Source organism: Microbacterium shaanxiense, from assembly GCF_054779995.1.
Genome location: NZ_BAAGXE010000002.1, coordinates 441610 through 463654, shown reverse-complemented (window position 1 = coordinate 463654; position 22045 = coordinate 441610). Strand labels below are relative to the sequence as shown.

20 protein-coding genes are annotated in these 22045 nt (G+C 67.5%); 11 read left to right on the top strand and 9 right to left on the bottom strand.

Annotation, left to right across the window (positions count from 1 at the left end):
- Positions 1-256 precede the first annotated feature (256 nt).
- A complete protein-coding gene (locus ACYVG2_RS07185; RefSeq protein WP_460780342.1) occupies positions 257-2224 on the top strand; it encodes a TPM domain-containing protein in 1968 nt (655 codons plus the stop codon).
- A gap of 12 nt (positions 2225-2236) precedes the next feature.
- On the opposite strand, the gene ACYVG2_RS07180 is transcribed toward ACYVG2_RS07185, so the two are convergent.
- The 5 genes from ACYVG2_RS07180 to ACYVG2_RS07160 form a co-directional block, all read right to left on the bottom strand.
- Positions 2237-3229: a LacI family DNA-binding transcriptional regulator gene (locus tag ACYVG2_RS07180; protein WP_460780341.1), complete on the bottom strand. Its 993-nt coding sequence runs from the start codon at positions 3227-3229 to the stop codon at positions 2237-2239.
- An 88-nt stretch (positions 3230-3317) separates the two neighbouring features.
- A complete protein-coding gene (locus tag ACYVG2_RS07175) occupies positions 3318-4748 on the bottom strand; it encodes a GH1 family beta-glucosidase (RefSeq protein WP_460780340.1) in 1431 nt (476 codons plus the stop codon).
- A 5-nt stretch (positions 4749-4753) separates the two neighbouring features.
- Positions 4754-5641 (bottom strand): carbohydrate ABC transporter permease, encoded by an 888-nt coding sequence (locus tag ACYVG2_RS07170; protein WP_460780339.1) that lies wholly within the window; start codon positions 5639-5641, stop codon positions 4754-4756.
- Positions 5638-6681, bottom strand: a complete 1044-nt coding sequence (locus ACYVG2_RS07165; protein ID WP_460780338.1) for a carbohydrate ABC transporter permease — start codon at positions 6679-6681, stop codon at positions 5638-5640. The genes ACYVG2_RS07170 and ACYVG2_RS07165 overlap by 4 nt, the downstream gene beginning before the upstream one ends.
- Before the next feature lie 97 nt (positions 6682-6778).
- Positions 6779-8086, bottom strand: coding sequence for an ABC transporter substrate-binding protein (locus ACYVG2_RS07160; protein ID WP_460780337.1), 1308 nt, complete (start codon positions 8084-8086; stop codon positions 6779-6781).
- A gap of 159 nt (positions 8087-8245) precedes the next feature.
- Here ACYVG2_RS07160 and ACYVG2_RS07155 point away from each other — a divergent pair, with 159 nt between their 5' ends.
- Entirely contained in the window at positions 8246-8779 is a 534-nt protein-coding gene (locus tag ACYVG2_RS07155; protein ID WP_460780336.1) for an adenine phosphoribosyltransferase, read from the top strand.
- 10 nt (positions 8780-8789) lie between these two features.
- On the opposite strand, the gene ACYVG2_RS07150 is transcribed toward ACYVG2_RS07155, so the two are convergent.
- Positions 8790-9491: a MerR family transcriptional regulator gene (locus tag ACYVG2_RS07150; protein ID WP_460780335.1), complete on the bottom strand. Its 702-nt coding sequence runs from the start codon at positions 9489-9491 to the stop codon at positions 8790-8792.
- Between the two features lie 276 nt (positions 9492-9767).
- Here ACYVG2_RS07150 and purS point away from each other — a divergent pair, with 276 nt between their 5' ends.
- Together purS and purQ are read left to right on the top strand one after the other, a co-directional pair.
- On the top strand, positions 9768-10016 hold the full coding sequence (gene purS / locus ACYVG2_RS07145; RefSeq protein ID WP_033105327.1) for a phosphoribosylformylglycinamidine synthase subunit PurS: 249 nt from the start codon (positions 9768-9770) through the stop codon (positions 10014-10016).
- Positions 10013-10720, top strand: coding sequence for a phosphoribosylformylglycinamidine synthase subunit PurQ (gene purQ, locus ACYVG2_RS07140; RefSeq protein WP_460780334.1), 708 nt, complete (start codon positions 10013-10015; stop codon positions 10718-10720). The genes purS and purQ overlap by 4 nt, the downstream gene beginning before the upstream one ends.
- Positions 10721-10752: 32 nt before the next feature.
- Here purQ and ACYVG2_RS07135 read toward each other — a convergent pair whose 3' ends face one another.
- Entirely contained in the window at positions 10753-11634 is an 882-nt protein-coding gene (locus ACYVG2_RS07135) for a hypothetical protein (RefSeq protein ID WP_460780333.1), read from the bottom strand.
- Between the two features lie 46 nt (positions 11635-11680).
- Complete coding sequence (locus ACYVG2_RS07130) at positions 11681-12109, bottom strand: DUF1761 domain-containing protein (protein ID WP_448966760.1); 429 nt, start codon at positions 12107-12109, stop codon at positions 11681-11683.
- A gap of 88 nt (positions 12110-12197) precedes the next feature.
- On the opposite strand from ACYVG2_RS07130, the gene ACYVG2_RS07125 reads away from it, so the two are divergent.
- The 3 genes from ACYVG2_RS07125 (at position 12198) to ACYVG2_RS07115 (ending at position 16031) form a co-directional block, all read left to right on the top strand.
- Positions 12198-13127 carry a 2-hydroxyacid dehydrogenase gene (locus ACYVG2_RS07125; RefSeq protein WP_460780332.1) on the top strand — a complete coding sequence of 310 codons (930 nt, stop codon included), beginning with the start codon at positions 12198-12200 and terminating at the stop codon, positions 13125-13127.
- Positions 13128-13283: 156 nt separating this feature from the next.
- Positions 13284-14945 (top strand): glycoside hydrolase family 13 protein, encoded by a 1662-nt coding sequence (locus ACYVG2_RS07120; RefSeq protein ID WP_460780331.1) that lies wholly within the window; start codon positions 13284-13286, stop codon positions 14943-14945.
- A 9-nt stretch (positions 14946-14954) separates the two neighbouring features.
- Positions 14955-16031, top strand: a complete 1077-nt coding sequence (locus ACYVG2_RS07115) for a LacI family DNA-binding transcriptional regulator (protein WP_460780330.1) — start codon at positions 14955-14957, stop codon at positions 16029-16031.
- Here the strand turns inward: ACYVG2_RS07115 and ACYVG2_RS07110 are convergent, their stop codons facing one another.
- Positions 16032-17501: an alanine/glycine:cation symporter family protein gene (locus ACYVG2_RS07110; protein WP_460780329.1), complete on the bottom strand. Its 1470-nt coding sequence runs from the start codon at positions 17499-17501 to the stop codon at positions 16032-16034.
- Between the two features lie 183 nt (positions 17502-17684).
- On the opposite strand from ACYVG2_RS07110, the gene ACYVG2_RS07105 reads away from it, so the two are divergent.
- The 4 genes from ACYVG2_RS07105 to ACYVG2_RS07090 all read left to right on the top strand — a co-directional run bounded on the left by ACYVG2_RS07105 (position 17685) and on the right by ACYVG2_RS07090 (position 22029).
- Positions 17685-19052 (top strand): TrkH family potassium uptake protein, encoded by a 1368-nt coding sequence (locus ACYVG2_RS07105; protein WP_460780328.1) that lies wholly within the window; start codon positions 17685-17687, stop codon positions 19050-19052.
- Positions 19053-19085: 33 nt separating this feature from the next.
- On the top strand, positions 19086-19781 hold the full coding sequence (locus ACYVG2_RS07100) for a potassium channel family protein (protein ID WP_448966766.1): 696 nt from the start codon (positions 19086-19088) through the stop codon (positions 19779-19781).
- Between the two features lie 83 nt (positions 19782-19864).
- The gene (gene nhaA, locus ACYVG2_RS07095; RefSeq protein ID WP_460780327.1) at positions 19865-21169 is read left to right on the top strand and encodes a Na+/H+ antiporter NhaA; all 1305 of its coding nucleotides are present in this window, start codon (positions 19865-19867) and stop codon (positions 21167-21169) included.
- Positions 21166-22029: an alpha/beta fold hydrolase gene (locus ACYVG2_RS07090; protein WP_460780326.1), complete on the top strand. Its 864-nt coding sequence runs from the start codon at positions 21166-21168 to the stop codon at positions 22027-22029. The genes nhaA and ACYVG2_RS07090 overlap by 4 nt, the downstream gene beginning before the upstream one ends.
- Positions 22030-22045 lie beyond the last annotated feature (16 nt).

Sequence of the window (22045 nt, the reverse complement as noted above, 5' to 3'; positions counted from 1 at the left end):
TTGCATGCTCTCGCGTGCGGCATCGCGTGCTGTCAAGCTAGGGACGGCAGTGTGCGACCGCGATGGTTTCCGGCGCAGCAGACACAGAAATGCGACGAGCGGCATCGGATCTGCGACGAACGGCTACCGGGTCGAAGGCCGAACTCGCCGCCTGAGGCCAGATCCGAGCACGAAAGCGCGAGCGCGCCACGGCCGTTCGTCTCGCGATCACCCGTGCCATGATGGGCCGGACCATATTTCACCGCTGGGGGGCGCCATGACGGACCGGGTACGACGTACGACGACCGTGGGAGCGGCGCTGCTGCTCGGAGCCCTCGTCCTCACCCCGCCCGTCGCCGCCGGCGCCGAGACTCCGCCGGAACTCGAGCCGGGATACATCAGCGACGTCTCCGACGTCCTCGACGACGCAGACGAAGCGCGCCTCGAAGAGCGTCTCGGCGAGTTGGCGTCCGACGGAAGCCTCCCCGAGCTCTACGTCGTCCTGGTGCCCGACTTCGAGAACCCTTCCAATGCTCTGGCCTGGGCGGATGACACGGCGCAGCGCAACAATCTCGCGTCGGATCAGTACCTTCTCGCGATCGCGACCGACGGCCGCAGCCTCGCCATCTCGGCGGAGTACGGCGGCGACGGAGTCTCAGCCGGACCGCTCTCCGAATCCCGGGTGCTCGACATCGAGAACGCGCTCGGAGGGGGCTACCTCGCGGACGACGACTGGGCCGGCGGAATCGCATACGTCGCCGACGAGTTCTCGGAGGTTCCGACGCCGTGGTGGGTATGGCTGCTGTGGGCGGCCGGACTCGTCCTGGTCATCTTCCTCATCACACGACTCGTCCTGTTCCTCAGGCGCCGTGCACGGCTGGCCGCGGAGCTGCGAACGCTGGAGGGGCAGAAGAAGCGCGCGGCGCGTCAACTGGTCCAGACCGATGAAGCGGTGCGCACGAGTGAGCAGGAGCTCGGCTTCGTGACCGCGGAGTTCGGCGAGGAGACCACGACCGAGTACGCCGACGTCCTGGCGGCGTGCCGGTCCCGCCTGCAGGAGGCGTTCCAGCTTCTCGAGAAGCTGGAGGATGCCGATGAGGACACGACGCAGGAGACGCGGTCGTGGACAGACGCGATCATCGGGCTGTGCGAGCAGGTCGACCGCGATCTCGAAGGACGCACGCGCGAGATGGCGTCGCTTCGGGCTCTGACCGATGGAGCGGCGGACACTCTGACCCGGCTGAAGTCGGAACGTGCCGACGCCGGAGCCTTCCAGAACGACGCCGCGGCCCGGCTCACCACGCTCACTGCCGCGTTTCCGCCGGCGGATCTGGTCGGCGTGGTGGACAACCCGGAAGAGATCGGCCGTCGGCTGGGCGCCGCGGACCGCGAGCTCGATGCTCTGCAGAAGGCTGTGCAGGCGCGCAAGCCGCGGGCCATCACCCGTGCCGTGCACGAGATCGAGCGGCTGCTCGCCGAGGCGAAGGATCTTCGTGACGCCGTCGATGCCCAGGCTGACGCGCTCGTTGCACGGTCGGCGTCGCCGACGACGCCGACGCCGACGACGCCGACGCCGACGCCGACGGGATCGATCATCGACCAGGCGAAGGCCGCCGTCCGCGCGGCCGAGATCTCGGTGCAGGCACGACCCGGCGAGGTGACCTCATTCCCCCTGATGCGGCTGCAGTTCGCCCAGCGGAAGCTCGCCGAATCCGTGGCGGCCGCCGGCACGGAAGACGCAGAACAGCAGGCGGCTTCCGCACTGTCGGCGGCCGAGCAGGTGCAGAGTCTCGTCGGCGCCTCGGCGGCGCCGGAGAGCGGGCGCTTCGTCCGATCCGTCCGGCCCCCCGATGACGGCCCTGTGATGTACGACCCGCCCACGCGCACGACCGAGCGCTCGGAGTGGCGGCGGCCACGCGTGTACGAAGAGGACGACGGGACGGCAGGGAAGGCTGTGTGGGGCGCGGTCTGCGGCGGCGGACTCGGGTTCTTCAGCAGCATGGCCGTCGCCGAGGAGCAGCCAGGACTCGTCGTGCTGTTCGTCATCGGCGGCGTGGTGATCGGCGCGCTCTCCGGTGCGTTCGGCCGCAGCGGCGGGGGCGGAGGCGGCGGCTCATCCGGATGGGGAGGCTCCTCGTGGAGCGGTTCGTCGCGGAGCAGCTCATCGCGATCGTCGAGCAGTCGGTCCTTCAGCAGCTCCGGCGGCAGCAGGTCGTCAGGTCGTTCCGGGGGTCGCCGGTTCTGAGCGCGGAGTGCTCTACGCCGACCCGCGCACGACCAGCTCGGTCGGCAGGATCGTCATCTTCTCGGTCTCGCCGCCGGAGAGGCGAGAGAGCAGCACCGCGGCCATGGTCTCGCCCTGCAGATACATCGGCTGCCGCATGGTCGTCAACGGAGGGTCGGTGGACAACGCCACTGCCGAGTCGTCGAATCCGAGCAGCGCGACATCCTCCGGCACCCTCAACCCCACCGACCGCATGGCGTTCAGCGCGCCGCGCGCCATGAGGTCGCTCGCCACGAAGATCGCATCGGGAGTGCCGGCCGACAGGATGCGGCGCACGGCCTCCGCGCCGCTCGTCTCACCGTAATCACCCTCCTCCTCCGCGAACGGGGCGAGTCCGGCATCCGAAAGCGCATCGCGGAAGCCCTGCACGCGATCGACGGAGGCGAGCATGCTCAACGGACCGGAGATCGTCGCGATACGCGTGCGGCCGATGTCGATCAGGCGCTGCGTCGCGGTGCGAGCCGCCGCGACGTTGTCGACGTCGACCACGTAGTCGCTCGGGCGCTGCCGCAGAGGGCGTCCGCCCCAGACGACGGGCACGGCGTCCGCGATGCGATCGATGAACGCGTCGCTCGTGTGATGCGACACGATGAGCGCGCCGTCCACACCGCCGTTGCGCACGAAGCTGGTCATCTTGTCGCCGGGGTCGTCACTGGCGATGAGCAGATTGAGCAGATAGTCCGAGCCTCTGAGCGCGCCGGTGATACCGGCGACGATCGAGGCGAAGAACGGATCGCCGAAGAAGCGCGTGGTGTCCTCCGGAACGATCAGAGCGATCGCGTGCGTCTGTTTGGACGCCAGGGAACGGGCAGCACGGTTGGGCACGTAGTTGAGCTCGGCGATCGCCGTCTGCACGGCGGCGAGCGCCTCCGGGCTCACCGCGGTGGAGCCGTTGACCACGCGCGACACCGTCGAACGCGATACTCCTGCGGTGGCCGCCACCTCTTCGATCGTCGCTCGTGTCATCGGCAACCTCCTTCGTTCGAATCGCGCAAAGGGCTGCGTCCCGGGTCCGAGTGCAGCACTTCGCGCGATCTGAATGCCGACGACCCGACTACAGGGTGCGCGCGGCGATGATGCGAGCGTACTCCCGACCACTGTCCTTGAGGCTGCGCTGCTGAGTGTCGTAGTCGACACGCACGATGCCGAATCGCTTGTCGTAGCCCCACGCCCACTCGAAGTTGTCGAACATCGACCAGTAGAAGTAGCCGCGCACGTCGACTCCGGCATCCGCGGCATCCAGCACGGCACCGAGGTGCTGGCGAAGGAATTCGGTGCGATCCGCGTCGTGCACGCGCGTCTCGCCGTCCTCGACGACCGCGACGTCGTCGTATGCGGCGCCGTTCTCGGTCACGTACAGCACGGTGCCGGCTGGCTCGGCGTACTCGGTCCAGACACGCTGCAGCAGGCGGGTCAGCCCCTCCGGCTGCACCTCCCAGTTCTGCGCCGTGCGCGGCAGTCCACGCTCGACCGTGTGGATGCCGTCGTTCGACGGGTACGGGCTGCGCCTCGCCCTCTCGGTCGTCGGCCCGCCCGACACGGGCGGCACCGCCGGAGCCCGACCGGACAGAAGATCACCGTGGTAGTAGTTGACGCCCTGGGTGTCGATCTTCTGCGAGATCGACGTCATGTCGCCGTCGTGGATCGCGGCTTCGAACAGCGCGACCGCATCCGGATCCACGCCGCGGATGTCCTCGACGATGTCCGCGGGGTACGAGCCGCGGTAGATCGGGTCGAGGAACCACCGGTTGAACTGGCCGTCCACTCGGCGCACGGCGTCGGCGTCGGCGGGACGGTCGGGATCGGCCGGATCGGCGACCGTGTGGTTCAGCGTGATGCCGAGGTTCAACGTCTCATCACGCGAGCGCAGCTCCTGCACGGTCCGGCCGTGCGCGAGCAGCAGATGATGCGATGCCAGCAGCCCCTCGGCGACGCTGGTGTGACCCGGCGCGTGCTCACCGCCCGTGTAGGAGAGGAACGAGGAACACCACGGTTCGTTCAGCGTCGTCCACACGTTCACCCGGTCGCCGAGCGCGTCATGCATCGTGCCGGCGTACTCGAGGAACCGGTCGACGGTGTCGCGGCTCGTCCACCCGCCCTTCTCCTGCAGCGCCTGCGGCATGTCCCAGTGATACAGCGTGAGCCACGGCAGGATGTCGGCGCCGAGGAGCTCGTCCACGAGGCGGCTGTAGAAGTCGACGCCTGCCCTGTTCACCGCGCCGCCGTCGGGACGCACGCGCGCCCACGAGGTCGAGAAGCGGTAGGTCTGCAGACCGAGCGCGGTCATGAGCGCGACGTCTTCGGGGTAGCGGTGATAGTGATCGCAGGCCGCCTTGCCGCTCTCACCGCCGACGACGGCGCCGGGTACGCGCGCGAACGCATCCCAGATCGAATCGGTGCGACCGTCCTCGTGCGCAGCGCCTTCGATCTGATACGCCGCGGTGGCGGCGCCGAACAGGAACTCCTCGGGGAAGGGGCGGGTCATAGCGGTCATCCTTTCACCGCGCCGGCCATGATTCCACTGACCAGCTGCTTGCCGGCGACGGCGAACAGGATCAGCAGTGGCAGCGTCGCGAGCACCGCGCCCGTGAGCACGATCGAGTAGTCGACGTAGTACCCGGACTGCAGCTGGCTCAGCGCCGTCTGCAGGGTCGGGTTCTGGGGGGAGAGCACGATCAGCGGCCACAGGTAGTCGGTCCACGCGGTCATGAACGTGAACAGACCGAGGATGGCCATGGCGGGCCGCGCAGCGGGGATGCCGACCGTGAGGAACGTACGGAACTGGTTCGCGCCGTCCATGCGGGCCGCCTCGATGAGCTCATCGGGGATGACGTCGACGAGGTACTGGCGCATGAAGAAGACGCCGAACGCCGTGACCAGGGTCGGGATGATCACCGCGCCGATGGATCCCGTCCACCCGAGCTCGCGCATCACCATGAACAGCGGGATGATGCCGAGCTGGGTCGGGATCGCCATGGTCGCGATCACGAAGATCATGAGTCCCTCGCGCCCCTTGAAGCGCAGCTTCGCGAAGGCGTAGCCCGCGAGAGTCGAGAAGGTCACGACCGAGAGGGTGATGATCGTCGAGACGAGCAGGGAGTTGCCCAGTGCCAGCCAGAACGGGATGGCGTCGAACACCTTCGCGGCGTTCGCGAAGAAGTTGCCACCCGGGATCATCGGCAGCGTCTCGCCGCGGGTCGAGTTGGTGCCGCCGGCGACGACGACCGACCACCACAGCGGGTACACGCTGCCGATGATGAAGGCGGCGAGCAGCCCGTAGGTGAGGAAGCCAGGACGGCTGCCGATCCCGGCGTTGCCGCCGCTGCTTCGACGCCTGCGGATCTTCTCCGGCACGCTGAGTACCTGGGTGGCGGTCATCGCGTCTTCTCCGTGTTGATTCGGGCGCGGCGGCGCGCAGCGCGATTGGCCTTGGGCGCGGATCCGGTGGCGATGCGCCGGGAGAGCAGGAAGTTGATCACGCCGATGCCGACGATGAGCAGGAACAGCAGGATGGCGACGGCGGATGCTTCACCGAGGTTGCGCCGGAAGAACGCGAGTTCCCACAAGAACAGCACCGTGGTCTGGAACTGACGGTCGCTGCCGCCGATGCCACCGGCCGTCGACACGTCGAACAGCCTCGGCTCGGCGAAGATCTGCAGACCGCCGATGGTGGCGGTGATGATCACGAAGATCAGCGTCGGACGGATCGTCGGAATCGTGATCGAGAAGAACCGGCGGCCAGGCCCCGCGCCGTCGATCGCAGCGGACTCGTAGAGGTCGCGCGGGACGGCCTGCATCGCCGCGAGCAGGATCAGGGCGTTGTAGCCGGTCCAGCGGAAGTTCACCATCACGGCGATCGCGATGTGCGAGAGGAAGGTGTTGTGCTTCCACTCCTGATCGACGATGCCGATCAGGTTCAGCAGGTTGTTGGCGAGACCGTCGGCCTCGTTGAAGATGCTCGAGAAGATGATGGCGACGGCCACTGGCGTGACCACGAACGGGATGAGCACGCTCATGCGCCAGATCGTCGGGGCGCGCAGCCCCCGATCGAGCAGGTAGGCGACCAGCAAGGCCACCGCCAGCTGCGGGATCGCGGAGAGCAGGAAGATGCTCAGCGTGTTGACGATCGAGTTCCAGAACATCGCGTCGCCGAGGATCTCGACGAAGTTGCCGAAGCCGACGAAGTCGCCCTCGCCCTTCAGCAGGTCCCACTCGTGCACGGCCACGTAGACCGTGTACACCAGCGGGAAGAGCCCGACGAGACCGAACAGCAGGAAGAACGGCGCGACGTACGCGTACGGTGAGGCGTTCTGATCGAACCGCGAGAGGCGGTGGCGCCAGGAGCGCTTCGGCACGGCATCCGCCTGCTTTGCGGGTGCTGTGTCTCGGCGCCCCTTCGGCGGAGCGGTGAGAGTCATTGTCTGTGTCCTTGTCGCGTCGCGTGCTGATGCCGGGGAGCGTGCTTCGGCAGGCCCGGCGACGGTCGAGCGGTCACCGGGCCTGCCGAGGGGTGCGTCAGCCGACGAGCTCGTCCAGGAGCTGGATCGCCTGATCCCACGCGCCCTTGGTGTCGGTCTCGCCGCGGTCGAGGCTGCTCAGGGCCGGACCGAAGACGTTCTCCTGGATCACCGAGTCATCGGCGCCCTTGAACTGGGCGACGACGCCCTTGGCGCGCTCGGCGAGGATCGCACCCGTGGGTGCGTCGTTGAAGAACGCGTTCGGCGTCGCGGAAGAGGCGAGCTCGTCCTGCGCCTCGACCGTGGACGGGAAGTTGCCGGCGGCCTCGGACTGCTTGACCTGCTGCTCCGGCTGCGTCAGCCAGTCGGCGAGCGCCGCTGCGGCTTCCTTGTGCTCCGAGCTCTCCGGCACGGAGAGGAACGCGCCGCCCCAGTTGGCTGCCCCGCCGGGGAAGACATCGGCGAAGTCCCAGCCAGTCGCCGCGTCGCCGCCGCCAGCTTCGACCTGACCCTGCACGACACCCAGCATCCAGCCAGGGCAGACGAAGGTCGCGAAGGTGCCGTCGACGAACGACTTCCCGCCGTTCCAGTCCCACGCCGCCTGCGCCGCGGACTGGCCGCCCTCGGTCGCTGCACCGAGCAGCTCGAAGCGCTCCTTGAGCTCGGCGTTGCCCTCGACGTTCAGCTCGCCGTCAGCGGTGTAGTAGCCCTCCTCGAGCTGGTTGACCATCGAGTTCCAGACGAAGCCGGAGTGGTCGTACCAGGCCTTGCCGGTCTTCTCGGTGTACTCGGCGCCGACGGCGAAGTAGTTGTCCCAGTCGCCGGTCAGCAGCTCCGCGACGGACTCGCGATCACTGGGAAGCCCCGCGGCCTCGAAGGCCGCGCCGTTGTAGCAGATTCCGCTCGGGCCGATGTCGGTGCCGTAGCCGATGACGCGCCCCTCGGCGTCGGTCCCCTGCGCGTACTTCCAGTCGACCCAGTCGTCCTTGCGGTCTTCGATCCCGTAGTCGCGCAGGTCGACGAAGGTGTCGGAGACGTCCATGATGGCGCCGAGCCAGCCTTCTTCGATCGCGACGACGTCGCTGAGGCCGGAGCCTGCGGCGATCTTGGTGAAGGCATCGGTGCGGGCGTTGCCGCCGGTGTCGATGTTGGTCGCCTCGATCGTGACGTTCGGGTTCTCCTCCTCGTACTGCTCGTAGAGGTCTTCGTAGCCGAAGGTGCCGAACGTCGTGACGGTCAGGGTGACCTTCTCGTCGGTGTCACCGCCACCGGTGGTGTCGCCGCTCGCGCAGCCGGCGAGGGCCAGTGCGGAGACGGATGCGACGGCTACCGCCGTGGTGATCCGGCGCTGTGCGTGTGTGTTCACGATTCACTCCTTTGTGTGTGCAGGTGCTTCATGCGGGATGGTGCTGCGGGTTCCGGCGTGCGCGTGGGAGCGCTCCCACGAACTGTTGGGCCACTCTATGGGAGCGCTCCCACGAAAGTCAAGCGCGGGAGCACCGCGCGCCTGAAGTAGCCTTGGCCAGTGCCCTCCGCCGACCTCTCCCCTGCTCTCGCTCGCGCCGAATCGCTGATCCGCAGCATCCCGGACTATCCCGAACCCGGCATCCTGTTCCGCGACATCACGCCACTGCTCGCGGACTCAGAGGCGCTGCGCGTGACGACCGAGGCGATCATCGAGCCCTTCGCCGGGCAGTTCGACGTCATCGCGGGGATCGAAGCGCGAGGATTCCTCATCGCCAGCGCCGCGGCGATCGCCGCAGGCGTGGGCCTCATCCCGATCCGCAAGGCCGGCAAGCTGCCCCGCCCGGCGGCATCCGTCGACTACGCACTCGAATACGGAACCGCGACGATCGAGATGCACAACGACCTGCCCGCCGGCTCACGCGTCCTTCTGATCGATGACGTGCTGGCCACCGGCGGCACTCTGGCAGCGGGTCGTCAGCTCATCGAGGAGCTCGGGTCGCACGTCGCCGGCATATCGGTGCTGTTCGAGATCGACGGCCTCGGCGGCCGCGACCTCATCGGCGACCTGCACACGGTCTTCCACTCGGCCTGACGCCCGCGCGCTACTCCACGCGCGCAGACGGAGGCTTCGCGAGGTCGGCCGGGGCGACGCCTCGATCGATCGCGGAGCGGATGGATGCCGCCGCATGAGCGAGGCTGCTCACCGCGACCAGCTGTCGAGCACGAGCATGGACGGCGAGCAGCATCCTCCTGGCCACCTCGTCGCGCGAGCCGTCTGGACGCAGCGCGGCGATGTTTCGGCCCGCGAGCGGCTCGAGCGCGTCGGCGTACTCCATGAGCTCGTCGACGTCGTAGTCCAGGCCGACCGCGGACGCCTGTGCGAGCGCGTGCGCCAACCCCTGTTCGGCTGCGCCGGGATAGCCGCGCCAGTCGCGGCGCCGCATCAGCTCGTGCGTTCGCTCGCGGAAGATCTCGTAGTCGGGATCCGAGACGACGCTCTCGCCGATCCCCAGCGCGAACGCCTGACACGCGTTCATCACCTCGAGCGTGGGGGCGTCGGAGTCGATCACATCGGTCAGCGACCTGATCGCGGCTGTCGACGCGCGGTAGGAATCGCGCATCACGACGATCAGACGCGCCCTGTCGACGTGACGCTGCTCGTAGACGGCCGTGGTGCGATTGCGCAATCGCCCGGCCGGCATGATGCCCACGCGGATCCAGTGCTTGAGAGTGGTCGTGCTGACTCCACTCTGAACGGCCAGCTCCTTGAGCTTCATGCGCTGCTCCCCCTCGAGGTCGACCATTGGAGAGTGACGAGCCCCGCGACTCTCCACGATGCGGCTTCTGTGCGATGACTCTAACCTGCTCATGGAGGGACTTGTGTCGCCGCTGGGGATTCGCGGTCGGGAGTTTCGATGAGCAGGGGCTCCTCGACATGCTCGGACGGATGTACCAGGGGGGCTGCGTCATCCGTCCGAGCATCCGCGAGCCGCGCCGGCGCCGCATCTGCGCATCCGTCGACCACCACCCGGGCGGCTAGACTGGAACGGCCCGCCTTCCCGCGACTTCTGGAGCCTTCAATGCCCACCATCGTCGTCGACGTCATGCCCAAGTCCGAACTGCTCGACCCGCAGGGGAAGGCCGTCTCCGGCGCTTTCGCGCGTCTGGGCGTGGAGGGCTTCAGCGATGTGCGCATCGGAAAGCGCTTCGAGCTCACGGTCGACGGCGAGGTCACGGATGCCGTGCTCGCCGAGGTCAAGAAGCTCGCCGATGACGTGCTCTCCAACGCCGTCATCGAGGACGTCGTCGGCATCGAGGTGGTCGAGTGACCGTCCGCATCGGCGTCATCACCTGGCCGGGCTCGCTGGACGACCGCGACGCGCAGCGCGCCATCCGACTCGCCGGCGCCGAACCCGTCGCCCTGTGGCACGGCTCGCACGATCTCGAAGGCGTCGACGCACTCGTGCTTCCCGGCGGATTCAGCTACGGCGACTACCTGCGCTCCGGTGCCATCGCCGCGCTGTCGCCGATCATGACCGAGGTGAAGGATGCCGCGGCGTCCGGCATGCCGGTGCTCGGCATCTGCAACGGATTCCAGATGCTCGTCGAGGCGCACCTGCTGCCGGGCGGGCTCATCCGCAACGACCACCAGCACTTCGTGCGGCGCGACCAGAAGCTGACGGTGGAGAACACCACGTCCGCGTGGACGAGCGAGTTCACCAGCGGCCAGGAGATCGTCATCCCGCTGAAGAACGCCGAGGGCGGCTACATCGCTTCGGAGGAGACGCTGGATCGCATCGAGGGCGAAGGCCTCGTGGCGTTCCGCTATGCGGGCGTGAACCCGAACGGCTCGCTGCGTGACATCGCCGGTCTCACGAACGACGCCGGCAACGTCGTCGGCCTCATGCCGCACCCCGAGCACGCGACCGAGGCGGGCTTCGGACCGAACACCGCCGACGCCATGCGCTCCGGCACGGACGGCCTTGCCTTCTTCACGAGCGCCATCGCCGCCGTCAGCCGCGTCGCGGCGTAGTCGCGCGGGCGCCGGTCAGCGCGGTACCGCGATCAGACGCCCAGTTCGGCCCTGATACGGGTGAGATGCGCGGCGAACGCCTCGTCGTGGATGAGGTCGGCTTCGGTGAGCACCGGGTACGGACGCTCCAGGATGCCGTCCCCTGGGCGAACATCCAGATGAGCGGTCTCGTACCCCTCCGCATGCAGCTGATCGGCCATCAGGTAGTCGCTGCGTGAGTCGCCGACACTGAGCCAGCGGCGCGGCACGGGCCCGTGAGCACGGAAGTGCTCGAGCGCACGTCGCGCGGCGTGATCCTTGTCGAGGCGGATCGACTCGATGTCGGTGGAGATCACGGTCGGATCGATGCGGAACGGCACCGCTCCAGAAGAGTCAGGGACGGACAGCTCGCCGTAACGGAGCCCCACGCCCTGCGCGGTGAGGATGCGGAACGCTTCGTCCTGGAAATCTCCCTGGGCACGGCGGTAGTCGTCGGCTGCGACATCCGTGCGCTGCTCGACCGAGATCATCGCGCGCTTGGTCTCGTCGAAGAACATGGTGCCGGCGAATCGCTGCCCGACCAGGTCCCGGATCGCGTCGACGGCATCCGCGTCGAACGCCACGGTCTGATCGATCGTGGGCTCACCCATGCCGGCGACGTCGATCGTCGACCACGCACCGCCCTTCTCGAACACGCCGAACATGCGCGCCCCTGGACGACCCAGTGCCTCGCGCAGCCCGGCGGCCTGAAGGGTCGGGATGACCACGTCGGCGATGAACTCGTGCGAGCGCCCTGTGATGAACGCGATCGGCACGCCTTCGGCGACGAGGTCCACGATGTCGCGGGCGATCGATCCGATCGCGATGGTGCGGGTGACGGGGCTGGCGACGGGGCCGTCGACGTCGAGCAGGAGACCGAGGTCAGGAGGATTCACCCTCTCAGCCTAGGCAGTCGATCGGTGCGCCGGCGCCAGGTGCGGATCAGATGCCGGCCGGCGGCCAGACTCCGATCAGCACCGCCATGATCACGAGCGTGACCAGCTCGTGGGCGATGTTCATGGTCGTCAGTGCAGTGGGGCGACCTTCGAAGGCATCGTGCGTGATGAAGCGCGCGGCGGTGAACCCGGCCCAGAGGAGGATCGCCGTCACCACTGCCGAGACGAAGAACGATCCCTCGTAGAAGTGCCAGGCGATGGCGGCCGCTCCGGCGAGCACCCATGCGGTCACGAAGCTCACGATCACCGTGGTCACGATCGGCCACACCGCGCTCTTGGCGGACCCGGTCATGTCGACCTTCGCGAGCCGCGCCCACCGGGTGCCGAACACTTTCGGCGTGTACCAGATCGATCCGACGATCATGCTCGAGATCATGGCCAGCAGCACCGCCCAGTAGTTGATCTCCGGAATCATGGCTCCTCCTCGCGCCTGAGAGCGGCCGAGGGCCGCTGCTGAGGCCGACGCTACTCTCCCCGCCGTGCGGGATCGATAGGCTCGACGTGTGAGTCTCTTCGTCACCGTCCCCACCGCCCACCTGGCCGAGAACATCGGAGCGCTGCCCGAGGGCGTCGAGCTCGAGGTCTGGGACTTCCGCTCTCCCGCGCCGAGGGACAGGATCGACCTCGTGGTGGCGCCGTACATGGGCGCCTCGTCCGTGCTGTCGGTGCTGGACGGCATCGACATCGGCCTCGTGCAGAGCCAGTCGATCGGATACGACGGCGTCGCCGCCGCGCTGCCCGCCGGCATCCCGTTCGCGAATGCGGCGAGCGTGCACGAGACGTCCACTGCCGAGATCGCTCTTGCGCTCGCCCTTGCCGCGCAGCGGCAGCTCCCCCGGTTCGTGCTCGCCCAGCAGACCGGCGAATGGGCGCAGGTCTTCGCCGAGAGCCTCGCCGACCGGCGCGTGCTGCTGGTCGGATTCGGTGGTGTCGGTGAGGCGATCGCCATGCGCCTGGAGCCGTTCGAGGTCGAGTTGACCGTCGTCGCCCGCACCGCCCGACCGGTGTGGCACGAGCGACTCGGCCGCGTGCAGGTGCATGCCATCGACGAGCTCGCCGACCTCGTCCCGAAGGCCGAGATCGTCATGCTCGCCCTCCCCGGCGGCGATGAGACACGACACCTTTTCGACGAGCGGATGCTCGACCTCATGCCCGACGGCGCGCTCATCGTCAACGTGGGGCGCGGCACGCTCATCGACACGGACGCCCTGGCCCGTCAGAACGGCCGGATCCGCGCCGCGCTCGATGTGATGGATCCGGAACCGCTCCCCGCCGAGCATCCGCTCTGGAAGACGGACGGCGTGCTCATCTCCCCGCACGTCGGCGGCGCCTCGACCGCGATGAATCCGCGCATCGCCAGACTCGTCCGGAAGCAGATCGAACGGATGCTGCGGGGCGACGCCCCGGTGAACGTCGTGATCCAGGGCTCCTGACACCTGCTTCCGCCTTCCGCGCCACTTCTCGGCATCCGCTACATCGATCGATGGCGCGCGTGCCAGAATGTGTAGCGCAGGCGATGAGGAGATCCGGCCGAACCGATTCGATCCAGGCGCTCGCACAACTGTAAGCGCTTGCAGTAGGCTCGTCGCATGACAGAGCTTGAGCAGTTCGCCGCCCCAGGAGCAGAGTGGTGGCGCAGCGCCGTCATCTACCAGATCTACCCGCGCTCGTTCGCGGACGCGTCCGGTGACGGCATCGGAGATCTCCCGGGCATCACGAGCCGGCTCGATTCGCTGAAGGAGCTCGGCGTCGATGCGATCTGGCTGAGCCCGTTCATGACGAGTCCGCAGAAGGATGCCGGATACGACGTTGCCGACTACCGCGACGTCGATCCGATCTTCGGCACTCTCGCCGACTTCGACGAGATGATCGCGCAGGCGCATGCCCGCGGCATCCGCCTGATCGTCGACCTCGTCCCCAATCACTCCTCCGACCAGCACGTCTGGTTCCAGCAGGCGCTCAAGGCGGGGCCGGGCAGCCCTGAGCGCGCCCGCTACGTCTTCCGCGACGGCAAGGGCGTGAACGGCGAGCTCCCGCCGAACAACTGGGAGAGCGTCTTCGGCGGTGGCATGTGGGAACGCGTGACCGAGGCCGATGGCACGCCGGGCCAGTGGTACCTGCACATCTTCGATGCCAGCCAGCCCGACTTCGACTGGACGAACGAAGAGGTCAAGGAGGAGTTCCGCTCCGTCCTGCGCTTCTGGCTCGACCGCGGCGTCGACGGCTTCCGCGTCGACGTCGCCCACGGAATGGTCAAGGAAGCCGGTCTGCCCGACTACGCACCGGTGGCGGATGCCGACTCCATGGGCGGCGGAGAGGCCAGCGTGCCGTACTGGGGCCAGGACGGCGTGCACGACATATACCGCGACTGGCATGAGGTGCTCGCCGAGTACGACGGCGACCGCGCCCTGTGCGGTGAGGCATGGTTGCCGACGCTGAAGCAGACCGCGCTGTGGGTGCGTCCTGACGAGATGCACCAGACGTTCAACTTCCCCTACATGATGACCGCATGGGACGCCGTGAGCATCCGCAACGTCGTCCGCGAATCGCTCGACGAGTTCGGTGCCGTCGGAGCACCGAGCACCTGGGTTCTGTCGAACCACGACGTCGTCCGGCACGCATCGCGTCTGGCTCTCACCGCCGACAACCCGCAGGGCGAGGGCATCGGCCCGAAGTCGGCGGGCAAGCCCGACCCCGTCATCGGGCTGTCCCGTGCACGTGCCGCGACCACCATGATGCTCGCACTCCCCGGCTCGTCGTACCTGTATCAGGGTGAGGAGCTCGGACTCCCGGAAGCCATGGATATCCCCGACGAGTTCCGCCAGGACCCGACCTGGTACCGCACGAACGGCAAGCGGTACGGCCGCGACGGATGCCGCGTGCCGATCCCGTGGGAGGCGAATGCTCCGGCGTTCGGCTTCAACGACTCCGGTGACTCCTGGCTTCCTCAGCCCGCGGAGTGGGCGTCGTTCGCCCGCGACGCGGAAGAAGCGGATGCCGCGTCGACCCTCAACCTGTACAAGCAGCTGCTGCAACTGCGCCGTGAGCGCGCGCTGGGTGTCGGATCGCTCGTCTGGGAAGACCTGGGCGAGACGGCCGTCGGCTTCCGCCGCGGCGATCTGCACATCGCGGTCAACCTCGGCACCGAGCCGCTGGAACTCGGCGCTGACGCCGCATTCGTCGTGCGGAGTCAGCCGTTCGACGGCACGGCGCTGCCCGTCGACACCGCCGCCTGGTACACCAGGGGCTGATCGTATTCCATGGTGAGCATCGATGAGGTCGCGCGACTTGCCGGGGTGTCCACGGCGACCGTGTCGCGCGCCCTCAGCGGTCGCGGTCATGTCTCGGCCGCGTCGCGCGATCGCGTGCTCGTCGCGGCGCAGACTCTCGGCTACGTGGTGTCGTCGCGCGCCTCATCGCTCGCCTCGGGTCGCACCCGCAACATCGGTGTGGTGGTGCCGTTCCTCGATCGCTGGTTCTTCAGCACTGTGCTCTCGGGCGTCTCCAGTGCCCTGATGCGTCAGGGCTACGACATCACCCTGTACAACATCACGGCCGACAAGGACGTGCGCCGGAACGTCTTCGACACGGCGCTGCGGCGCCAGCGTGTGGATGCCGTGATCGCCGTGTCGATCGAGCTCGACGAGGCCGAGACGACCCGTCTGCTCGAACTGGGTCTTCCCGTCATCGCGATCGGCGGGCCGAACCCGAAGCTCGACACGCTCACGGTCGACGACGGCGCAGTGGCGCAGCTGGCGACCGAGCACCTGCTGAGCCTCGGCCACACCGCGATCGCCCACATCGGCGCGAATCCGGAGTTCGACCTCGACTTCCACATCCCCACCCGGCGCCGGCTCGGCTTCGAGAAGGCGTTGGCGGATGCCGGAATCGCCCCGAAGCCGTCATTCCTCGAGCCGGCGGACTTCACGGTCGAGGGCGGCTACCGCGCGGCGAAGCAATTGCTGGGCAGACCGGGGCCGCGACCGACGGCGGTCTTCGCAGCATCCGACGAGATGGCGATCGGTGCGATCCTCGCCGCGCGCGATCTCGGCTTCCGCGTGCCGGAGGATCTGTCGGTCGTCGGCATCGACGGCCATGAACTGGGCGAGTTCTTCCAGCTCACGACTGTCGACCAGTTCCCGCTCGCCCAGGGCGAGCGGGCGGCGTCCGCAGTGCTCGCGAAGCTCGAGGACGCCCCGGTCGCACCCGCACCCGGTGCGCTGCCCTACGAGCTCATCGTGCGCGGGACCACCGCCCGAGCCTCGCTGGCGAGGACCCGCGTCACGAGCCGCTCGCCCGGCCGGGACTCCGATGATTCCCGGCCCGCACGCACCTGATCAGCGACGCCGGCCCTGCGCTGGAAGGTCTATGGGACCGGTGACCGAGAGCTCGTCCTCCCACACCTCGATTCCCCGCACACCGGGCAGCCGCGCCTTGGTGAAGACCGGGTCCAGACCCTCACGGCGCTGCTGCGTGTAGTCCTTCAGGAGACGGAACGCGACACCCGAAAGCAGGGCGATGGCAACGAGGTTCACTATCGCCATGAAACCCATCGCGCCGTCGGCGAAGTTCCAGACGACGTCGGCCGACACGAGGGCGCCGGCGAAGACCGCGGCGATCGAGAATATGCGGTACCCGAGCAGCACGCCGCGCTTCGACGTGATGAACTCGATGTTGGATTGGCCGTAGTAGTAGTTTCCGAGGATCGAGCTGAACGCGAGCAGGAAGATGATGACGATGAGCACGACGTTCGACCAGCTGCCGAGCGCGCCGACCACCGCCCCTTGCGTAAGGCCGATGCCCCGTTCCGCGTTCGCGAGATCGGGCACGGAGACGAGAATGATGAACGCCGTGATCGAGCACACCAGGAACGTGTCGAAGTAGACGCCCAGCGTCTGCACGAGGCCCTGCTTCACTGGATGGGTGACAGCAGCGCTCGCGCCCGCGTTCGGCGCGGAGCCGAGACCGGCCTCGTTCGAGAACATCCCGCGCTTCACACCCGTGAGGATGATGTAACCGAGTGTCGCGCCGACGACCTCGTTCGGGCCGAATGCCTGCGTGAAGATGGTCGCGAACACCTCGGGAAGACGATCGATGTTGATCGCGACGATGACGAGTCCGAGTAGCAGATACAGCAGCGCCATGAGCGGGACGAGCGTCTGCGTCACCGTGGCGATGCGGCGCACACCACCGAAGATGACGAGCCCCATGAGCACAGCGAGCGCCGCCCCGGTCACCCACGGCAACCAGCCCACGGCATCGCCGCCGAAGCTGCCCGCGATGGTGGCCTGGATGGTGTTCGCCTGCAACGAGCTGAACGCGATGGGGAAGCAGATGATGAGGATGATCGCGAAGACGATCCCCATCCATCGGGCACCGAGTCCCCGCTGCATGTAATAGGCCGGACCTCCGCGGAAGCCCTCGGCATCACGCGTCTTGTACAACTGCGCCAGCGACGACTCGATGAATGCGGACGCACCGCCGACGAAAGCCATCAGCCACATCCAGAAGACCGCACCAGGACCACCGATCGCGATCGCCGTGCCGACGCCGGCGATGTTGCCGACTCCGACCCGCGACGCCGCTGAGATCGTGAATGCTTGGAACGAAGAGACCGACTGCGGCTCACCCGTATCCTTCCGCGGCGTCCGGTCCTTCAACGTGCGGAACATCTCCGGTATCAACCGGAACTGGACCACACCGGAGCGCACGGTGAAGTACAGCCCCAGCAGCACGACGATCGGCAGCACCAGCCACGTCCAGAGATTGTCGCCCCACGTGAGCAGCCACTCATTCACAGCATCCATTCAGTCAGTATGTCGTGATCGTCGCTTATTTGGCTACGAAGTCGGCGCGCGCCGACAATCAGCCGCAGGCTGGCGTCGGCGTGAGGATGCCGTGAGGATCGTGTCCGCGACATCGCCGGCCCTGCGTAAGGATCCCGTTAGGATCCTGTCGCCGCGGCCAGTGCTCGCGTAGCCTTCCCTGTTGTGGTTCGAACCGACTTCTTCGCGCGAGCGCGTCGCCCGAAGCAGCGACACCTCGCCCCTGCACAGGCGATAGCGATCGGATTCGGGTCGGCCATCCTGCTCGGCACCTTCCTGCTGATGCTCCCGATCTCCTCAGCCGACGGCAGGTGGACCGGTTTCATCGATGCGCTGTTCACCTCGACGTCCGCCGTATGCGTCACGGGACTCATCGTCGTCGACACACCGGTGTACTGGAGTCCGTTCGGCAAGGTGGTGATCCTGCTGCTCATCCAACTCGGCGGTCTCGGGATCATGCTGTTCGCCTCGCTCATCGGACTCGCGCTCGCGCGCAAACTGTCCGTGCGCTCGCGCGTCATCGCGGGAACCGAGACGAAGACGGCCGGTGGCGGCGACATGAAGCGCGTCGCGACCGGCATCCTGGTGACGACCGTGGTGATCGAGGCCGCCGTCGCCGTGCTCCTGTTCGCCCGCTTCACGATGGGGTACGGTTACGACCCTCTCCGCGCCGCCTGGCATGCCGTCTTCCACGCGGTGTCGTCGTTCAACAACGCCGGTTTCGCGCTCTACACCGACAGCCTGATGGGGTTCGTGTCCGACCCCTGGATCTGCCTTCCCATCTGCGGCGCGATCATCCTCGGCGGACTCGGATTCCCCGTGCTGCGGCAATTGCGCAAGGAGCTGCGCCGGCCGCTGCACTGGACGATGAACACTCGCATCGTGCTGTGGGCGACCTGCGTGCTGCTCGCGCTCGGAACCGTGTACGTCGTCGTGATCGAGTGGGACAATCCGGCCACCCTCGGCGCGCTCGACCCAGGCTCCCGGGTACTGGCAGGCTTCTTCCATGCCGTGCAGTCCCGCACCGCCGGCTTCAACTCCGTCGACACGTCGCAGCTGCACGATGAGACCTGGCTCGGCACCGATGTGCTGATGTTCATCGGAGGTGGACCGGCCGGAACCGCCGGCGGCATCAAGGTCACGACCTTCGCCGTGCTGTTCTTCATCATGGTCACCGAACTGCGCGGCGGTACCGCCGTGAACGTCTTCGGCAAGCGGCTCTCGCGTGCCGTGCACCGGGAGGCGATCACGGTCGTGCTCGCGGCACTGGGCGCCGTGATGGCGGCGGTGATCGTGATCCTCGCCATCACCGATCTCGACCTCGATCGGGTGCTGTTCGAAGTCGTGTCCGCATTCGGGACCGTCGGGATGTCGACCGGCATCACGGCCGATCTCCCTGAGGCGGCCCAGCTCATTCTCATCCTGCTCATGTTCCTGGGCAGGCTGGGTCCGTTGACGCTGGGATCGGCGTTGGCCCTGCGTGAGCGGGCGACGGCGTACGAACTCCCCAAGGAACGCCCCGCAATCGGATGATCCCGCGGAGCACGCACATCGAAAGGACCTCGCATGGCCAGATTTCTCTCATTCGGGCAGGATGCCCGTCGCATCGCCGAGGCCGATTCGGTGGCTGTCATCGGACTGGGCCGGTTCGGCACGTCTCTCGCCGTGGAGCTGATGGACTCCGGCACGGAAGTGCTCGGCATCGACGCGGATGAGGAGGTCGTGCAGTCGCTGAACGGCCTTCTGACGCAGGTGGTACGCGCCGACACCACTCGTCCAGAAGTGCTGGAGCAGCTCGCGATCGGTGAGTTCGACCGGGTCGTGCTCGCGATCGGCAGCGACATCACCGCATCGATCCTCACGGCGTCCCTTCTGCTCAACCTCGATGTTCCGGTCATCTGGGCCAAGGCGGTCGACGAACGCCACGGAGCCGTGCTCGAACAGCTCGGCGTGCACAAGGTCATCTATCCGGAGAAGGACATGGGGCGGCGGGTCGCGCACCTCGTCCGCGGCGCGGCCGCCGATTACCTGGAGATCGACAAGGGCTATGCGGTCGTGAAGACCATCGCACCGCAACTGCTGCACGGCATCACGCTCACCGAGAGCGCGGTCAGGCACACGCACGGCGTGACGATCGCCGCGTACCGCGGTGCGAAGGGCTCGTGGCAGAACGCTCAGGCCGACACCGTGCTGCATGACGGCGATCTCGTCCTCGTGGTCGGTCCGACGACCGAGGTGGAGCGCTTCGCACAGCTTCGCTGAGCATCGCCTCATCGATTAGACTGGGAGCTCGGAGTGTCGGGAAGCCTGGTCGACGTCCCTGTTCGTCGACCAGAATGGCCACCATGTCGCCCACTCCTCCCCGCTTCGCCCGAGTCCGAAGCATCTTCCCCTCGGCATCCCGAGAGGAATCGGTCCGCGTCACCGAGATCCTGCGCAAGGAGACGGTCGGCGGCATCCTGCTCGTCGTCTTCGCAGCCATCGCGCTCATCTGGGCGAACTCGCCCTGGGCCGACTCGTACTTCGCGATCCGCGACTTCGAGATCGGGTACGAGCCGTGGCACCTGAAGCTCTCACTGGGTGCATGGGCTGCGGACGGCCTGCTCGCGATCTTCTTCTTCCTCGTCGGGCTCGAACTCAAGCGCGAGTTCGTGGCCGGCGACCTGCGCAAGCCCAGCACGGCGATCGTCCCTGTCGTCGCCGCCGTGGGAGGCGTCGTCGTACCCGCGCTCGTGTACGTCGCGGTGGTGGGCACGACCACGAGCGAAGCCAGGGGCTGGGCGATCCCGACCGCGACGGACATCGCGTTCGCTGTCGCCGTCCTCGCGCTCATCGGATCGCATCTGCCCAGCGCGCTGCGCATCTTCCTGCTGACGCTCGCCGTCGTCGACGACCTCATCGCGATCGGCATCATCGCGATCTTCTACACCGAGTCGATCGACCTCGTACCGCTGCTTCTCGCCCTGGTGGCGATCGCGATCTACGGTGCGATCGCACAGCGCTTCCGACAGTTCTTCCATGTCCGACCGGGAGCAGCGTGGCTGATCCTGCTGCCCATCGGCTTCACCGCCTGGGCGCTGATGCACGCCTCGGGCATCCACGCCACCATTGCCGGCGTGCTGCTCGGATTCACGATCCCGGTGCTGCACAAGAGGGCGGAGCGGTCGGAGGATGCGGGGCCGGGGCTCGCCGAGCTCTTCGAGCACCGGTTCCGGCCGCTGTCCGCGGGTTTCGCGGTCCCGGTGTTCGCGTTCTTCTCCGCCGGCGTGGCGATCGGCGGCGCAGACGGATTCGTTTCGGCGCTCACGGATCCCGTGCTGATCGGGATCGTCCTCGGTCTCGTGATCGGCAAGCCGCTCGGCATCACGGCCGCGACCTGGCTCATCACCAGGATCCGCCGCATCAACCTCGATCCGTCTCTGAGGTGGATCGACATCGCAGGGGTCGGCATCCTCGCCGGGATCGGGTTCACGGTGTCTCTGCTCGTCGCCGAACTGAGCTTCGCCGCCGGCAGCCCGCACTACGACCACAGCAAGGTCGCGATCCTGACGGCATCCGTCGTGGCCGCCCTGCTCGCGGCCGCGCTGCTCGGGTTCCGCAACCGGCGCTACCGCAAGGCCGAGGAGCGCGAGCAGGAAGTTCAACCGTGAGTGTCGCGACCGTACGACAGCGCGTCGACGGTGAGGACATCGAGTACCTTCATCGACCTGGAGGCGATCGGCTCGCTGTGCTGCTGCACGGTGGGCATATGCGAGCCGATCTCTCGATAGGTCACGAGGCGTTCCTGGCAGCCGGGTGGTCGGTTCTCCAGCCTTCGCGGCCGGGCTATGGCGGTACGCCACTACGCGCCGGCACCGACCTCGCTCTCTTCGCCGATCGGATCGCGGCGCTGAGCACGCGGCTCGGCTACCGCGAGGTCGCAGTGGGCGTCTCGGCGGGAGGCCGCTCCGCGATCACGCTGGCGGCGCGTCATCCGAGCCTGGTCGTCGGTCTCATCCTCGAGAGTGCGACGAGTTTCCTGCCTTGGCCATCGCCGTCGACCCGAGCGATCGCGAGAGTCGTGTTCCGTCCAGGCTTCGAGCAGGTGACGTGGGCACTGACACGGCTCCTGTTCCGCATCTTTCCGTCATTCACGCTCAAGCGGATGCTTTCATCGCTTTCGACCATGCGGCCAACCGCCGCGTACGATCTGCTCGGGACTGCCGAACGTTCGGCGCTCGCCGACCTGCTATCGCGGATGCGGTCAGGATCAGGGTTCATGAATGACCTGCGCGTGGTGGACGATGTGTCACCCGAGGTGATGCAGCCCGCACTCGTCGTCGCGAGCCGGAACGACGGTGCCGTACCGATCGAGCATGCGCACGCTCTCGTCCACAGCATCCCCAGCGCGCGGCTCGTGCTGACCGACACCCTCAGCCACTTCCTGTGGATCGGGCCGCATGCGGAGGACGAAGTTCGTGCGGTCTCGTCGTTCCTCGCGCATCTGTCCCCGCCGGAAACCGAAGGTTGAATCCAGGAGCCCACCC

What these genes read in the sequence shown, in the direction of transcription:
- ACYVG2_RS07185 (WP_460780342.1), top strand. Translation starts at nt 257, where the DNA reads ATGACGGACCGGGTACGACGTACGACGACCGTGGGAGCGGCGCTGCTG.
- ACYVG2_RS07180 (WP_460780341.1), bottom strand. Translation starts at nt 3,229, where the DNA reads ATGACACGAGCGACGATCGAAGAGGTGGCGGCCACCGCAGGAGTATCG.
- ACYVG2_RS07175 (WP_460780340.1), bottom strand. Translation starts at nt 4,748, where the DNA reads ATGACCCGCCCCTTCCCCGAGGAGTTCCTGTTCGGCGCCGCCACCGCG.
- ACYVG2_RS07170 (WP_460780339.1), bottom strand. Translation starts at nt 5,641, where the DNA reads ATGACCGCCACCCAGGTACTCAGCGTGCCGGAGAAGATCCGCAGGCGT.
- ACYVG2_RS07165 (WP_460780338.1), bottom strand. Translation starts at nt 6,681, where the DNA reads ATGACTCTCACCGCTCCGCCGAAGGGGCGCCGAGACACAGCACCCGCA.
- ACYVG2_RS07150 (WP_460780335.1), bottom strand. Translation starts at nt 9,491, where the DNA reads ATGGTCGACCTCGAGGGGGAGCAGCGCATGAAGCTCAAGGAGCTGGCC.
- purS (WP_033105327.1), top strand. Translation starts at nt 9,768, where the DNA reads ATGCCCACCATCGTCGTCGACGTCATGCCCAAGTCCGAACTGCTCGAC.
- ACYVG2_RS07130 (WP_448966760.1), bottom strand. Translation starts at nt 12,109, where the DNA reads ATGATTCCGGAGATCAACTACTGGGCGGTGCTGCTGGCCATGATCTCG.
- ACYVG2_RS07120 (WP_460780331.1), top strand. Translation starts at nt 13,284, where the DNA reads ATGACAGAGCTTGAGCAGTTCGCCGCCCCAGGAGCAGAGTGGTGGCGC.
- ACYVG2_RS07115 (WP_460780330.1), top strand. Translation starts at nt 14,955, where the DNA reads ATGGTGAGCATCGATGAGGTCGCGCGACTTGCCGGGGTGTCCACGGCG.
- ACYVG2_RS07110 (WP_460780329.1), bottom strand. Translation starts at nt 17,501, where the DNA reads ATGGATGCTGTGAATGAGTGGCTGCTCACGTGGGGCGACAATCTCTGG.
- ACYVG2_RS07100 (WP_448966766.1), top strand. Translation starts at nt 19,086, where the DNA reads ATGGCCAGATTTCTCTCATTCGGGCAGGATGCCCGTCGCATCGCCGAG.
- nhaA (WP_460780327.1), top strand. Translation starts at nt 19,865, where the DNA reads ATGTCGCCCACTCCTCCCCGCTTCGCCCGAGTCCGAAGCATCTTCCCC.